Source organism: Flavobacterium sp., from assembly GCF_031381455.1.
Lineage (GTDB): Bacteria > Bacteroidota > Bacteroidia > Flavobacteriales > Flavobacteriaceae > Flavobacterium.
In genome coordinates this window covers 1-15,384 of the sequence record NZ_JANMXZ010000054.1, presented here as the reverse complement: position 1 = coordinate 15,384, position 15,384 = coordinate 1, and the positions used below count along the sequence as shown (strand labels likewise).

The following is a 15,384-nucleotide window of genomic DNA, read 5'->3' as shown; positions in this document are numbered from 1 at the left end:
ATAGTTGCTGAAGCAATTATAACCTCTTAAGGTGGTTATTGCGTCGGGGCTCACCTCTTCCCATTCCGAACAGAGAAGTTAAGCCCGACTGCGCAGATGGTACTGCAGTTATGTGGGAGAGTATGTCGCTGCCTTTTTTTAGAAAGCCTGTTTCTTTTGAAACAGGCTTTCGTGTTTTTAAGCGGTGCAGCGTGTAGCCCTTCGGGCTCGATCCGCTGCCTTTTTTTAGTAACCCCAACCAAAACTTGGGGTTATTTTTTTATAGGAGCACCGTAGTCTCTCGTCTAAGGACGAGATTGGTTCGCTGCCCTGCCTGCCGGCAGGCTTTTTTTAGAAACCCTATTCATTTATTTCGATAGAGTTTTTTGTTTTTAGGGGAGTGCCACCACGCCCTTTGGGCACCCCTCCAAAGGAGGGGAAAGCATAACTATAAGCAAGATTGGCAGTTTAATCGACAAAGGGGCAACAATAAGCAAGAGTAACAGATTTATATATATAGCCCGACCCCGTTTTTTTTAACGGGGGCAAGCCAAACTATTTAAATAGTTTTTAATGGATATTGACAATCAGTTTCTATTGGACATTCAGGACACTTTGGATTTGTTGGGCGACAGGTTTCTCTTCCTAAAAAAGAAATTGCCATACCGATTTCACCCCAAATTTCTTTTGGCAAAGCCTGCATTAATAATTTTTCTACTTTGTTTCCATCATTGGCTTCTGGAATAATTGCGATTCGGGGCGCTACTCTTATTACATGAAGATCGGCAATGATTCCTTCGGCTGGTTGCTTAGTCTCGCGCATAATGACATTAGTAGACTTTCTTCCAACTCCTTTCAAGGCGGTTAATCCTTGCATCGTTAGTGGAATATTTTTGTCTTCCTTAATGGTTTGGGCAATTTCAATAAGCCAACTTGCTTTTGTTACAAAATTCCTAACCTTTGAGATGTGTGGAATTAAGGCTTCTATATTGGAAACCGCCAGACTTTCCATATTTGGATAAGCTTCAAATAATGCCGGAGCAATTTTGTTGATATTGGCATCAGAATCTTGCGCCGACAAAATAACCATTACCAAAAGCTGATAAGTATTTTGATACTCTAAAGGATGTTGTTTGCCTTTATATTTTGCAATCAAGGGTTTTAGATTTTCTGCCCAGTTTGGGTTTTCTTTAAATAATTCCATAGTATTTTAATTTTTAATAAAGTTAAGCATACTTTCAATCACTTTTTTATCTCCTAAAATTTTTCGATGCCCCAACTTCTCTGTAATGAGAATTTCACCTTTTTTTAAATTGCGATAAATGTTGTGAGCTGCTTTTACCGATATTTCATCGTCATGTTCATCATGAATAATGAGAACAGGAATTTCTACCGATTTGGCTGCAAAGCTTGCAGAATAACTTTCCATTGCTACTCCAAATTTTTTCTCAAAATGGGTTTTCATCATTGAAGCCGTTTTTGGTTTTAATTCTAATTTTGAAACAAAATCATCCAAAATATTCTGAATTAAATCGCCACTACCAATAATCACCGCTTTTTTAATTTGCAATCCATCTTTTATGGCATTTAAAATTGACATGCCACCAAGTGAATGTCCAATGGCATATTCAAATGGTCCAAACTGTTTTTCGATTTCAAGAATGGAAGCAATAAATTCTGGCATTAGCGTAGTTTTGCTTTCCGACTTTCCGTGTGCCGGAGCATCAAAACTGATGGTAGAAAATTCCTTTTGAATTAACTCTTCCGCTATTTTAACCAATTGTGTTCCTCTACCTGACCAACCGTGAACTAAGAGCACTTTGAATTTGCTTTCACCATAGTGATACACATTAATCTCTTTATTTATTTTAGGAACCCATAGTTTTTGTTGCTTACTATTTTGCTCCATATGTAATTCACGCTTCGGAATGCTGTGTTTTAGAGGCGTTGTAAATAGTTTTGCTGCAAACAGTGTTGCCAATTTTGGAGAAATCGCTTGTAATAATTTAGCCGTACGCGTAATTACTTTCGGAATTTGCAATGATTGATTGGGTATATTGCCTTTTTTTGTCATTTCAATAAAATTATACTGCGATTTATAACTTATTATATTTTTTTCTAAATTACAACTTCCTAAAATTACAATTAAAATGCAAAACCAAACCCGAATAATAATTGAAAATGTTTCTCCACAACTTGACGGTGGAGCTTTTTTTATCAAACGAATTGTAGGTCAAAAAGTTGTTGTTACAGCGAATGTTTTTTCTGATGGTCACGATGTTGTTGCTTGTAGTGTGAAATTCAAACATGAATCGACCAAAAAATGGCAGGAAGTTAGAATGTTCGAAACAGGGAATGATGAATGGAGAGCCGAATTTAAATTCGAAAAACAAGGTTTTTATACTTATTTAGTAGAAGGTTGGGTTGATTATGCACTGAATTGGCAACATGGAACTCAACGAAAAATAGAAGATAATCAACATGTAAAATCAGAATTGCTGGAAGGTGCCGAATACTGCCAGGCTATTTTAAAAGAAGTTTCGGCAGCCGAAAAGACTTATTTGACTTCAGTCATAAAAGCATTTCAGGACGCGAAGCAATATGACAAAGCAATAGCCATAGCATTGTCACCGGAATTGCATCATATTTTCAGACAGTATCCAACACGAACTTTAGCTAATGCTTCAGCAGAACTTAAGGTTTATGTGGATAGAAAGAAAGCCTTATTCAGCACTTGGTATGAGTTTTTTCCACGTTCGGCATCACAAGAAAAAGGAAAACACGGAACGTTTAAAGATTGTGAAAAACTGTTGCCAAGAGTTTCGGCTATGGGTTTTGACACTTTATATTTTCCACCAATTCATCCCATAGGAGAAGTAAATAGAAAAGGGAAAAACAATGCTACAAACGCTGCAAAAGGTGATGTAGGTTCGCCTTGGGGAATTGGTTCTAAAAAGGGTGGACATAAAGCAACACATCCCGAATTGGGAACTTTAGCTGATTTTAAATCATTAGTCAAAGCCGCAAAATCTTTGGGAATTGAAGTTGCAATGGATTATGCCTTGCAAGCTGCTCCAGATCATCCTTATGTAAAAGATTTTCCGCAATGGTTCAAATGGCGTCCGGACGGAACGGTACAATATGCCGAAAATCCACCAAAGAAATACCAAGATATTCAACCAATTTATTTTGAAAGTGGTGATTGGAAAAACCTATGGAAAGAGTTATTGGATGTAGCTTTATTTTGGGTAGAAGAATGCGATATTAAAGTTTTTAGAGTTGATAATCCACATACAAAACCGTTTTATTTTTGGGGTTGGCTGATTGCCGAAATCAAGAAAAAACATCCCGATGTTTTGTTTTTAGCGGAAGCTTTTACACGTCCAAAGATTATGCATGAATTGGCGAAACAAGGTTTCACACAATCGTATACTTATTTTACGTGGCGAAATACTAAAGCCGAACTTATTGAATATGTTGAAGAGTTAACCAAAACCGAACAAAAGGAATTTTTTCGTCCAAACTTCTGGCCGAATACTCCCGATATTTTACCGTATGCTTTGCAAAGCGGACACGAAAGTGTTTACCTGCACAAATACTTTTTGGCGGCTACTTTGAGTTCCAGTATTGGAATTTACGGACCGGTTTATGAATACATGGTTTCGGAAGCGATGCCGGGAAAAGAAGAATATCACAACTCTGAGAAATATGAATTCTTCAACTGGGATTGGACTGTTCAGAACAAATTAATCACCGTTATTTCCAGATTAAACCGAATCCGACACGAGCAACCATCGTTGCAGCAAACCAATAATATACAGTTTTGCGCTACCGATAACGATCAAGTTTTGGCGTATTACAAATATGACGATGACAAGTTGGATGAGACTTTAATGATTTGCAGTATCGACCCATATTATGCCAAACAAACTTGGGTTCAATTGCCGTTGCAGGCATTGGGAATTCAAGCAGGACAACCGATTAAAGTTGTTGAATTGATTACAGGCAATAGTTATATTTGGGACAAGGAATGGAATTTTGTGGAATTAAATCCGGCATTGCCATTCCATTTATTTAAAATTTTAAAATAAACCTGCTTAAAAATGTTAATCATGGAAAACGATAATCAAGATACTTTTTCGACACCATTCGTTTTTAAAGCCGATTGGAAAAATGCTTTTGAAGACGATGAATTTATCAAAGTATTTTCTTCCGATATTTTAGAACAATATATCATCAACAAACGTTGGTATGGCGGAAAAGCAAGTACTTTGAAATATATCGAAGTGGTGGATCATTTTAAAATTACTTCTAAGAAGAATGTTTATTATGGCGTATTGCTCGAAGTGAATTTTAAGGAAGCGTTTTATCAGCACTATTTTATGCCTTTGGCGTTTATGGCCGAAGAAGAATTGGATACCAATACTATCATCGCTCCAGTAAAAATGGGCAATCAGCAAGGTTTTTTAGTTGATGCTTTGCATCAGGAAGACTTCAGAAAATTATTGTTTGATAATATTGTGCAATCTAAAAATAATCCAGAATTAAAACTGGTTTTTCACAAAGGAACCGTGTTTGAAGATAAAGAGTATAAGTCGTCCAAATTTATGGGCGTTGAGCAAAGCAATACTTCTATCATTTATAACGATGCTTTTGTACTCAAGATTTTCCGTCGCATTTATGTCAGCACCAATCCGGATTATGAAATCAGTCGATTCCTTACCGAAACTATGCATTTCAAAAGTTCTCCGGCCTATACAGGAAGTATTAATTTGTCGTTGTCCGAAGGAAATATTACACTGGGTTTAATGCAGGAATTGGTTCCAAATCAAGGTGACGCCTGGAAGTTTATGCTCGAAGAAATCGACGGGGTTTTTAGCAATTTGAAAACCAAAAAAATCAAGATTGACAAACTACCTGACATTCCTTTATTCAAACGCGTGAAGATTAATGAGATTCCGCCAGAGATTATTGATTGGGTTGGATTGAGTTTGTTTCTTCGTCTGCAAACACTAGCCAAACGTACAGCTGAAATGCATATTGCACTTGGCGGAGACATTCACGACACAGCTTTTACACCAACAACGTATAACGGCGATTACACGGTTTGGTTGAAAAACAGAATGTTGTATCAGTTTCAAAACCGATTGAATATTATTGAAAATAGTTTGCACAAACTTGATGGTTTAGCTCTTGATTTGGCGCATCAGTTTATGGAAAACAAGAAATTGGTACGTAAACATTTTGTCGATTTCGATTGGACAAAAATGAAATCAGAACGTATCCGAATTCACGGCGATTATCATTTGGGACAGATTTTGGTCAACGGCGATGATTTTTATTTACTCGATTTTGAAGGTGAACCGGAAAGCACAATCCGAGACCGAAAGGTTAAACAACCACCATTGAAAGATGTTGCCGGATTATTCCGCTCGTTTCATTATGCTATTTATGCGACGATTTTTAACAACAAAGACAAATATCCATACGAACAGGAGCAGCTTTTTCATGCTGCCGAAGTTTTATTTAATTATTTTGTAGGTTGCTTTTTGGAAACCTACGTAGAAAAAGCACAAGCCGGAAATCTGAACATTGGTTACAACCATGAAATCGATTTCCTTTTAAAATATTGCCTGATAGAAAAAGCTGTTTATGAATTAGGCTATGAATTAAACTCAAGACCACGTTGGGCAGTGATTCCGTTAAGAGGAATTCAAAGTATAATGGGATATTAATGTCAGACTGAGCTTGTCGAAGTCAGGAGCGAAAGGCTTGGGCAGTTGCAGGAAGCCATATTCCCGCTTTCTGTCTCGTTCCAAAAAACGAGCCTGCCAATCGGGGCTAGATAGGATTTGAATTGATTAGAAAATATAAATAAAGCAAACCTGACAGGTTTCTAAAACCTGTCAGGTTTATAAAAACAAAAAAATGAACCAAGTACAAGTACATTCGCTTTTTACCGATTTTGATATCGATTTATTTAAAGCCGGAAAACATTTTAGGTTATACGAAAAAATGGGTGCGCATCTCACCGAAGTCAACGGTGTCAAAGGCGTTTACTTTGCGGTTTGGGCTCCGTCGGCACGTTCGGTTTCTGTGGTGGGCGATTTCAACTATTGGATACAAGGCGAGCACCAACTAAATGTTCGTTGGGATGGTTCTGGTATTTGGGAAGGATTTATTCCCGGAGTTGAAAAAGGCACAACCTATAAATATAAAATCCAGTCAAATAATAACGGAATTATAACGGAGAAAGCCGATCCGTTTGCTTTGTATTGTGAACATCCACCACAAACAGCTTCTGTCATTTGGGATTTAGACTATAAGTGGAAAGACAAAAAATGGATGGACACCCGTAAAGACAAAAATGGTTTGGATAAACCTTTTTCGGTGTATGAAGTGCATTTGGGTTCGTGGCGAAGAAATAAGAAAGGTAACTTTTTAACATATCTTGAATTGGCCGACCAATTGGTTGATTACGTTAAGGAAACCGGTTTTACGCATGTCGAGTTTATGCCAATCATGGAATATCCTTATGATCCTTCTTGGGGTTATCAGTTGGTTGGTTATTTTGCACCAACATCCCGTTTTGGAAAACCGCAGGATTTTATGGTTTTGGTAGATAAGTTACACCAAGCCGGAATTGGAGTTATCCTCGATTGGGTTCCATCACATTTTCCTGATGATGCTCATGGTTTGGGATTTTTTGATGGCTCGAATTTATATGAACATCCGGACAGAAGAAAAGGATATCATCCGGATTGGAAGAGTTTGGTATTCAATTATGGACGAAATGAAGTGCGTTCGTTCTTAATTAGCAATGCTATTTTTTGGTTACATCAGTATCATGCTGATGGTTTACGTGTAGATGCTGTTGCTTCGATGTTGTACTTAGATTATTCCAGAAACGATGGCGAATGGGAACCAAATATTTACGGAGGAAGAGAAAACTTAGACACGATTAGTTTCCTAAAGGATTTCAACGAAGCCGTTTATGCTGATTTCCCAGATACGCAGACAATAGCCGAAGAAAGCACCAGTTTTCCTATGGTTTCGCGACCGACTTTTATTGGCGGTTTAGGTTTCGGAATGAAATGGATGATGGGTTGGATGCACGATACACTGCAGTATTTCAAAAAAGAAAGCGTTTACAGAAAATACCACCAAAATGATTTGACGTTCTCGATGACGTATGCGTTTACCGAGAATTTTATGCTGCCACTATCGCATGATGAAGTAGTGTATGGCAAGCAATCCATTCTCGGCAGAATGACAGGAGACGAATGGCAGAAATTTGCTAATTTACGTTTGTTGTATGGTTATATGTTTACGCATCCTGGTGGTAAATTATTGTTCCAAGGTGCCGAATTTGGACAAAGCTCGGAGTGGAATTTTGAAGGAAGTTTAGATTGGCATTTGTTACAATATGCATATCACGATGGCATCAAAAAATGCATCACCGATTTAAATGCCTTGTATAAAAATAATTCGGCTTTGTATGAAAAACAATTCCATGTAGATGGTTTTGAATGGATAAATTATTCCGATAGTGAAAATGCAGTTTTGAGTTATATACGTAAAGGAAATAACGAAAAAGAAAACTTGGTTATAGTGGCTAATTTTACATCAGTTGTAAGAGACAATTATAGAATTGGTTTACCAACAAAAGGAAAACTAACACAAATTTTTAACTCTGACAGTACCGAATATGGTGGAAGCGGAGTCGTAATGACCAAACCAATCAAAATTGATAAGACACCATGGAATTACAGAGACTATTCAGCTGAATTAGTCTTGCCACCATTAGGAGTTACCGTTTATAAATTAAATTAATCCGAAACAAGAAAACTATATTAAACCATTAAGAGATTAAGTTTCGTTAAGAAAATAGCTTAATGACGAACACTTAACTGTCTTAATTTCTTAATTGTTTAAAAAATAAAATAGTTTATGATAATCCGCAAACGTTGTAGTTAAAAACTACTTTACTAAGGTGTTAAATAATCATTGTCATCTTTGTAAATTTGGCAACACTACATTAAAAAATCAATATGATTACCAATCAAGAACTTGAACATAAAGGCGATCAAACACCTTCCAAAATAGTTAGTTTTAATCAGGATGTTGACAGCATCTATTTCAACACTGACAACAATGTAATCCTAAAAATTACCATCCTCCGAGATAGTTTAATTCGGTTTCGTTATACTACCAAAGGGTATTTCAGCAACGACTTTTCATACGCTATTGACAAAACACAATCGCATGGTTACAACCAGCTTGAAGTTGTAGAAGAGAGCACTTTCTATCTAATAAAAACAAGCAAAGTATTTTGCAAGGTCAGTAAGAAAAACCTAAAAATTTCGATTCACGATATTGATGGATTTACGATTTTGGAAGACGAAATTGGGTTTCATTGGGAAGAGAGTTATGAACACGGTGGAAACATCGTAAAAATGAGTAAAATGTCGAAAGACGGTGAAAGTTTTTACGGAATGGGCGATAAGCCGACGCATTTAAATTTAAAAGGAAAACGCGTTGAAAATTGGGCAACCGACCAATATGCTTTTCATAAAGATCAAGAGCCATTATACAAAGTTGTTCCGTTTTACATTGGATTACATCACAACAAAGCATACGGCGTTTTCTTCGACAATACCTTCAGAACGTTTTTTGACTTTTGTCATGAACGAAGAAATATTACCAGTTTTTGGGCAGAAGGTGGCGAAATGAATTACTACTTTGTATATGGTCCAAAAATGGCCGATGTAGTAACAACGTATACCCATTTGACAGGAAAACCGGAATTACCGCCAATGTGGACTTTAGGTTATCACCAATGTAAATGGAGTTATTATCCAGAGAGCAAAGTCAAAGAAGTTACCAGCAAATTTAGAGAACTTAAAATTCCTTGCGATGCTATATATTTAGACATCGATTATATGGAGGGTTTCCGTTGCTTCACATGGAGCAAAGAGTATTTTCCAGAGCCAAAAAGAATGGTTGCCGAATTAGCAAAAGACGGTTTCAAAACCGTTGTTATCATTGATCCGGGAATCAAAATAGATAAAGATTATTGGGTTTATCAGGAAGCATTGAAAAATGATTATTTCTGCAAACGTGCCGATGGACCTTTTATGAAAGGAAAAGTCTGGCCTGGTGAATGTAATTTCCCTGATTATACAAATCCTGAAGTTCGCGAATGGTGGGCAGGATTATTCAAAGAATTGATTTCTGAAATAGGTGTAAAAGGTGTTTGGAATGATATGAACGAACCTGCTGTTATGGATGTACCGGGAAAAACATTCCCATATGATGTGCGTCACGATTACGATGGAAATCCTTGTAGTCACCGAAAAGCACACAATATTTACGGAACACAAATGGCAAGAGCAACCTATGAAGGAGTGAAGCGATTTTCGTATCCGAAACGACCATTTATAATTACGCGTTCAGCTTATTCAGGTGCGCAACGTTATACTTCATCTTGGACTGGCGATAATGTCGCAAGTTGGGAACATTTATGGATTGCCAATATTCAAATGCAGCGAATGTCAATGTCTGGAATGGGATTCACAGGTTCCGATATTGGTGGATTTGCAGAACAACCTTCGGGTGAATTGTATGCGCGTTGGATTCAGTTGGGCGTTTTTCATCCATTTTGCAGAACACATTCTTCGGGAGATCATGGTGAACAGGAACCTTGGTCATTTGGCGAAGAAATAATTGATATCACTCGAAAGTTTGTCGAATTGCGTTACCAATTGCTACCTTATTTATACACCATGTTTTGGCAATATGTAAACGAAGGAACACCAATGTTAAAACCGTTGGTTTATTTTGATCAGGAGGATTTCCACACACATTACAGAACTGACGAATTTATTTTTGGAAATCAGATTTTGGTTTGCCCAATATTAGAGCCAAATGCACTTGGTAGAAGAATGTATTTACCAAAAGGGAATTGGTACAACTACTGGACAAACGAATTGGTAGAAGGTAAAAAAGAACTTTGGGTAAAAACAGCTTTTGACGAGATTCCAATTTTTATAAAAGAAGGTGCTATAATTCCAAAATATCCGGTGCAGCAATATGTCGGTGAATTGCAGTTTGACGAATTGACTTTAGATGTGTATTACAAATTAGGAAAAGAAAAATCTACTGTTTACGAAGATGCTCAGGATGGTTATGATTATAACAAAGGACGATTTTCGCTACGAACTTTTACCTTAAACGGAAAAGAGAAAGAGCTTATCATTCAGCAACATAAAGAAGGAAGTTTTGAAACAGGTTATTCCAATTTTAAGATTAATCTAAAAGCATTGCCTTTCAAAGTGAAGAAAGTTGAAGTAGATAATGAGAAAATTTCATTGGATTCTCTAAAGTTAAATGGAGAAAATACATTGATATTATATAAAGATTTCACAGAATTACATATCATAGGCGCATAAAAAATTCATAAATTTGTTACTCAATAAATAGAAACATTATGAAAAATAGAATTTTATTTTGTGGCATCTTGGTGATTGCACTAATAGTATCATGTGCTAAAAATCCGTTTACTGGAAAAGACACTCTTGCTTTAGTTCCAAACAGTACAATCTTGCCATCTGCATTTGCTCAATATGGAACATTCTTAAAGGAAAACAAAGTGATTTCAGGAACTGCAGATGCTAATAAAGTGGTAAATGTGGGGACAAAAATCAAAAACGCTGCCGAGAAGTGGCTGAATGCAAATGGGTATCAAGGCTATTTGAAAGACTATCAATGGGAATATAAACTAGTTGAAAATAAAGAAATAAATGCCTGGTGCATGCCAGGCGGCAAAATTGTAGTGTATTCTGGAATTCTTCCTATCACTAAAGACGATGCCGGTTTGGCAACAGTTCTGGGTCACGAAGTTTCTCACGCTTTGGCAAATCATGGTCAACAAAGAATGAGTGCTGGAATGCTTCAGCAACTTGGTGCTGTTGGTGTGGCCGCCGCTACCGGAGGCAAAAGCCAGGAAACGCAGCAACTTGCGATGACTGCTTACGGAGCAACAACACAAATTGGCGGAATGTTACCATTTAGCAGAAGTCACGAAACAGAAGCCGACCAAATTGGGTTGACTTTAATGGCAATTGCAGGATATAATCCAGAAGAAGCTGTAGTTTTCTGGTCAAGAATGTCCGCTGCTGCGGGAGGAAATAAACCACCGGAATTTATGAGTACGCATCCATCTGACCAAACAAGGATTGCCAATTTAAAGAAATTGGTTCCTATAGCAAAAGCAGAGGCGTTGAAGTTTGGTGTAACATTTAAATAACATACCAATTCTAAAAAAAGAGTATATTTGAATTCCGTCTCGTTCCACAAGCGAGCCGGGATTTTTTATTTAAAAGACATTTTATGCCAATACTTCCTAAAGGTCATCCAAAATTACTCAACGCTTGGGCTTTCTATGATTGGGCAAATTCGGTTTATAGTTTGGTAATTGCTTCGGCAGTTTTTCCTATTTTTTATAATAAGCTTTTTGAAAATAGACATAATCTTTATATAGAATTTTTTGGATACAATTTTAAGAATTCGGCACTGATAAGTTTTGTTACGGCTGCAGCCTTTCTTTGTGTTGCAGTATTTTCGCCATTGCTTTCCGGGATTGCCGATTATATGGGAAACAAAAAGATTTTCATGCGGATCTTCAATTATATTGGCGCTTTATCATGCATTGGATTGTATATGTTTGATTTAAATAATATTGGACTTGGTCTAACGTTTTACTTTTTTGGATTGATTGGTTTTTGGGGAAGTTTGGTTTTTTACAATTCCTATTTACCCGATATTGCATTCCCAGAACAACAGGATAAAGTCAGCGCCAAAGGATATTCGTTAGGTTATATTGGTAGTGTTTTATTATTGATTATCAACTTAGCGATGATAATGAAACCAACATTTTTTAATATCTCGGGAACACCAGGCGAAGCTTCAATGAAAGCAATGCGTTATTCGTTTATGACGGTTGGAGTTTGGTGGATTGTCTTTAGTAAATACACCTATTTTTACCTACCAAAAGGAAATTCCAATAAAGAGAAAGTAAATTTTTTAGTTATATTTAATGGTTTTAGGGAATTGAAAAAAGTTTGGAAAATACTGCAATCCGAAATTCCGCTAAAAAGATATCTGTTGAGTTTCTTCGTCTTTAGTATGGCAGTACAAACCGTTATGCTTATCGCAACTTATTTTGGAGCACAGGAAATTCAATGGAAAGACGCCGAGCAGAGCCAAATCGGATTAATAACATGTATTCTTTTAATCCAATTGATTGCTATTTTGGGAGCATTTTTAACCTCAAGAGCTTCCGCTAAATTTGGAAATATAAATGTGTTGATTTTTTTAAATGCTTTTTGGCTTTTACTTTGCGGTTTTGCTTATTTCATTACAACACCTAATGACTTTTACATTATGGCTTCTTTAGTTGGATTAGTAATGGGCGGAATTCAATCCTTAGGAAGGTCAACCTATTCTAAGTTTTTACCCAAAACCGAAGACACCACTTCTTTTTTCAGTTTCTATGATGTTGCCGAAAAAGTTGGAATTGTTATTGGAATGATGGTCTATGGATTAATAGACCAAATTACGGGAAGCCCAAGATTTGCCATCGTATTTTTGGGCGTATTTTTCTTAGCTGGATTGTTATTATTGTTGAGAATTCCCAAAAAAGTATTGTCATAAATTCAAAAATATTATATTTGAAAAATAATTTACTTTAATCATGAACAAAATAAAAATTATCGCAGGTATTTTTCTGCTTGTTATTTCCTTCACATTCACATCTTGTGAAGTTGAACCTATTGATAGCTCTATCGATTTAGGCGACGGAGGCACTGATGGCGGAGGCGGTGGTGATGGAGGCGGAGGCGGTGGAACTTCAACGGGAGACTATTGGCCAACAGCTTTAAACAATCAATGGGTGTTCAAAAATGATGGTGTGGTTCAAGAGCCTATGAAAATGATTTCTATTAACAGCATTGGCGGTAATACTTATTATACGTTTGATCAATTATTTGGAGCTTCAAGTGGAGGAACTTCTGCAGGAGTGGTAGCTCGCTTGAGAAAAAATACAGGAGACTACTATCTTAAGATTGAAGACTTTACTTTCGACACGGGATTGGGAATTACAGGGAATCTAACAGGATACCAAATGTTACTATTGAAAGATTACTTAAACGCCGGCCAAACCTGGTCAGGCAGTTTTACACAAACCGCGACTTTTACAGGTTTACCATCCACAACACAAGCTACAACTTATACTGGACAAATTCTTGAGAGAGACGTTTCTGTTACAGTAAACGGGGTCAGCTATACTAATGTAATCAAGTCGAAAATAACCCAAGTTGTTACCGTTATGGGTGCGCCAGCCAACAATGTAGTAACCGAATATTGGTTCTCTAAAAATATTGGACCAATAAAATCTGTTACTGTTTCTACAGATGATACGGGATCACAAACGACAACAAGTGAATTGGAATCTTATATTATAAATTAAATAATCAAAAAAAAATTAAAAAAATCTGTCTCGTTCTTATGATGAGACAGATTTTTTGTGGCATAATACTTGACTAAATACAGCACTAATCGATAATATCAGTTCATATATCGATTTTACCCAAAATCATCTGTTATACATCGATTTTAATTTATCAAATTGAAAAGATGTCCTACATTTGTATAGCATTGAATAATTTCTAATGTCATATTGACTTAAATACACACCATGTCAAACCGTAATATCATATCTTTTGACAATCTGTCACTACAAGAATTCGATACCGAAACCGATTTAATTCCGCTTTTAACACCCGAAGACGAAGAAGAAATGAATAACGAAGAATTACCCACTTCTTTGCCTATTTTACCTTTGCGAAATACCGTTCTTTTTCCGGGAGTTGTAATTCCAATTTCAGCTGGAAGAGATAAATCTATCAAACTTATAAACGATGCCAATGCCGGAAATAAAATCATTGGTGTTGTCGCCCAAAAAAATGAAGAAGACGAAGATCCAACCAAAAATGATATTTACACCGTTGGAACTGTAGCGCAAATTCTTCGTGTTTTAAAAATGCCTGACGGAAATATTACCGTGATTCTGCAAGGAAAAAAACGTTTTGCCATTGATGCCGTTACATCTGAAAAACCGTATTTGAAAGCTACGATAAAAGAAGTGGAAGAAAAACGACCAGGCAAACACGATACCGAATTCCAAGCGATAATTGATTCCACAAGAGAATTAGCGATTGAAATCATAAAGGAAAGTCCAAACATTCCGACCGAAGCTACGTTTGCTATAAAAAATATAGAAAGTCAATCGTTCTTAGTCAATTTTGTTTCCTCTAATATGAATCTTACGGTTAAAGAAAAGCAAGATTTATTGATGACTAACGCTTTAAAAGAAAGAGCTTTAGAAACATTGCGTTACATGAACGTGGAGTTGCAAAAACTGGAATTGAAAAACGACATTCAATCTAAAGTTCGTTTCGATTTAGACCAACAACAACGTGAATATTTTCTGCACCAACAAATGAAAACCATACAAGAAGAACTTGGTGGCGTTTCAAATGAGCAGGAAATTGAAGAAATGCGTCTAAAAGCCAAAACCAAAACTTGGGATGCTAAAACTTCAAAACATTTTGAGAAAGAAATTTCCAAAATGCAACGGATGAATCCACAAGCTCCCGATTTTGGTATACAAAGAAACTATTTAGAGTTGTTTTTAGAATTGCCTTGGAATCATTATTCCAAAGATAATTTTGATTTGAAAAGAGCTCAAAAAATTATTGACCGCGACCATTTTGGTTTGGATGATGTTAAGAAAAGAATCATAGAACATTTGGCTGTATTGAAATTGCGAAATGATATGAAGTCGCCAATAATCTGTTTAACAGGACCTCCGGGAGTTGGAAAAACTTCTATCGGAAAATCAATCGCAGAAGCATTGGGAAGAGAATATGTTCGAATTTCGCTTGGTGGTTTACGCGACGAGGCTGAAATACGCGGACACCGAAAAACCTATATAGGCGCTATGCCAGGAAGAATTATTCAAAGTTTGAAAAAAGCAGGAACCTCCAACCCAGTTTTTGTTTTAGATGAAATTGATAAATTATCAAATTCGCATCAAGGCGATCCATCATCGGCATTGCTTGAAGTTTTAGATCCGGAACAGAACAATGATTTCTACGATAATTTCCTCGAAATGGGTTATGATTTGTCCAAGGTGATGTTTATTGCAACATCCAACAATATGGCAACAATACAACCCGCTTTGAAAGACAGAATGGAAGTTATCAGAATGTCAGGTTATACGATTGAGGAAAAAATAGAAATTGCCCGTCAGCATTTGTTTCCAAAGCAATTGAAAGAGCACGG

The 15,384-nt window shown here is 36.5% G+C and carries 10 protein-coding genes and 1 rRNA gene; 9 read left to right on the top strand and 2 right to left on the bottom strand.

Annotation, left to right across the window (positions count from 1 at the left end; genetic code table 11):
- Positions 1 to 27: 27 nt before the first annotated feature.
- A 5S ribosomal RNA gene (gene rrf / locus RMN97_RS12840) occupies positions 28 to 137 on the top strand.
- Positions 138 to 538: 401 nt separating this feature from the next.
- Here the strand turns inward: rrf and nth are convergent.
- Together nth and RMN97_RS12830 are read right to left on the bottom strand one after the other, a co-directional pair.
- Positions 539 to 1,183, bottom strand: coding sequence for an endonuclease III (gene nth / locus RMN97_RS12835; RefSeq protein WP_309614917.1), 645 nt, complete (start codon positions 1,181 to 1,183; stop codon positions 539 to 541).
- A 6-nt stretch (positions 1,184 to 1,189) separates the two neighbouring features.
- Positions 1,190 to 2,053: an alpha/beta hydrolase gene (locus tag RMN97_RS12830; protein ID WP_309614916.1), complete on the bottom strand. Its 864-nt coding sequence runs from the start codon at positions 2,051 to 2,053 to the stop codon at positions 1,190 to 1,192.
- Positions 2,054 to 2,129: 76 nt separating this feature from the next.
- Between RMN97_RS12830 and RMN97_RS12825 the strand changes: the two genes are divergently transcribed.
- The 8 genes from RMN97_RS12825 to RMN97_RS12790 form a co-directional block, all read left to right on the top strand.
- A complete protein-coding gene (locus tag RMN97_RS12825) occupies positions 2,130 to 4,070 on the top strand; it encodes an alpha-1,4-glucan--maltose-1-phosphate maltosyltransferase (protein WP_309614915.1) in 1,941 nt (646 codons plus the stop codon).
- Positions 4,071 to 4,091: 21 nt separating this feature from the next.
- The gene (locus tag RMN97_RS12820; RefSeq protein WP_309614914.1) at positions 4,092 to 5,714 is read left to right on the top strand and encodes a maltokinase N-terminal cap-like domain-containing protein; all 1,623 of its coding nucleotides are present in this window, start codon (positions 4,092 to 4,094) and stop codon (positions 5,712 to 5,714) included.
- A 193-nt stretch (positions 5,715 to 5,907) separates the two neighbouring features.
- On the top strand, positions 5,908 to 7,812 hold the full coding sequence (gene glgB, locus RMN97_RS12815; RefSeq protein WP_309614913.1) for a 1,4-alpha-glucan branching protein GlgB: 1,905 nt from the start codon (positions 5,908 to 5,910) through the stop codon (positions 7,810 to 7,812).
- A gap of 218 nt (positions 7,813 to 8,030) precedes the next feature.
- Positions 8,031 to 10,430, top strand: coding sequence for a glycoside hydrolase family 31 protein (locus RMN97_RS12810; RefSeq protein ID WP_309614912.1), 2,400 nt, complete (start codon positions 8,031 to 8,033; stop codon positions 10,428 to 10,430).
- 38 nt (positions 10,431 to 10,468) lie between these two features.
- A complete protein-coding gene (locus tag RMN97_RS12805) occupies positions 10,469 to 11,287 on the top strand; it encodes a M48 family metallopeptidase (protein ID WP_309614911.1) in 819 nt (272 codons plus the stop codon).
- Positions 11,288 to 11,370: 83 nt separating this feature from the next.
- A complete protein-coding gene (locus tag RMN97_RS12800) occupies positions 11,371 to 12,693 on the top strand; it encodes an MFS transporter (protein WP_309614910.1) in 1,323 nt (440 codons plus the stop codon).
- 40 nt (positions 12,694 to 12,733) lie between these two features.
- Positions 12,734 to 13,507 carry a hypothetical protein gene (locus RMN97_RS12795; protein WP_309614909.1) on the top strand — a complete coding sequence of 258 codons (774 nt, stop codon included), beginning with the start codon at positions 12,734 to 12,736 and terminating at the stop codon, positions 13,505 to 13,507.
- A 228-nt stretch (positions 13,508 to 13,735) separates the two neighbouring features.
- On the top strand, positions 13,736 to 15,384 hold a 1,649-nt coding region (locus tag RMN97_RS12790; RefSeq protein ID WP_309614908.1), incomplete at its 3' end, for an LON peptidase substrate-binding domain-containing protein.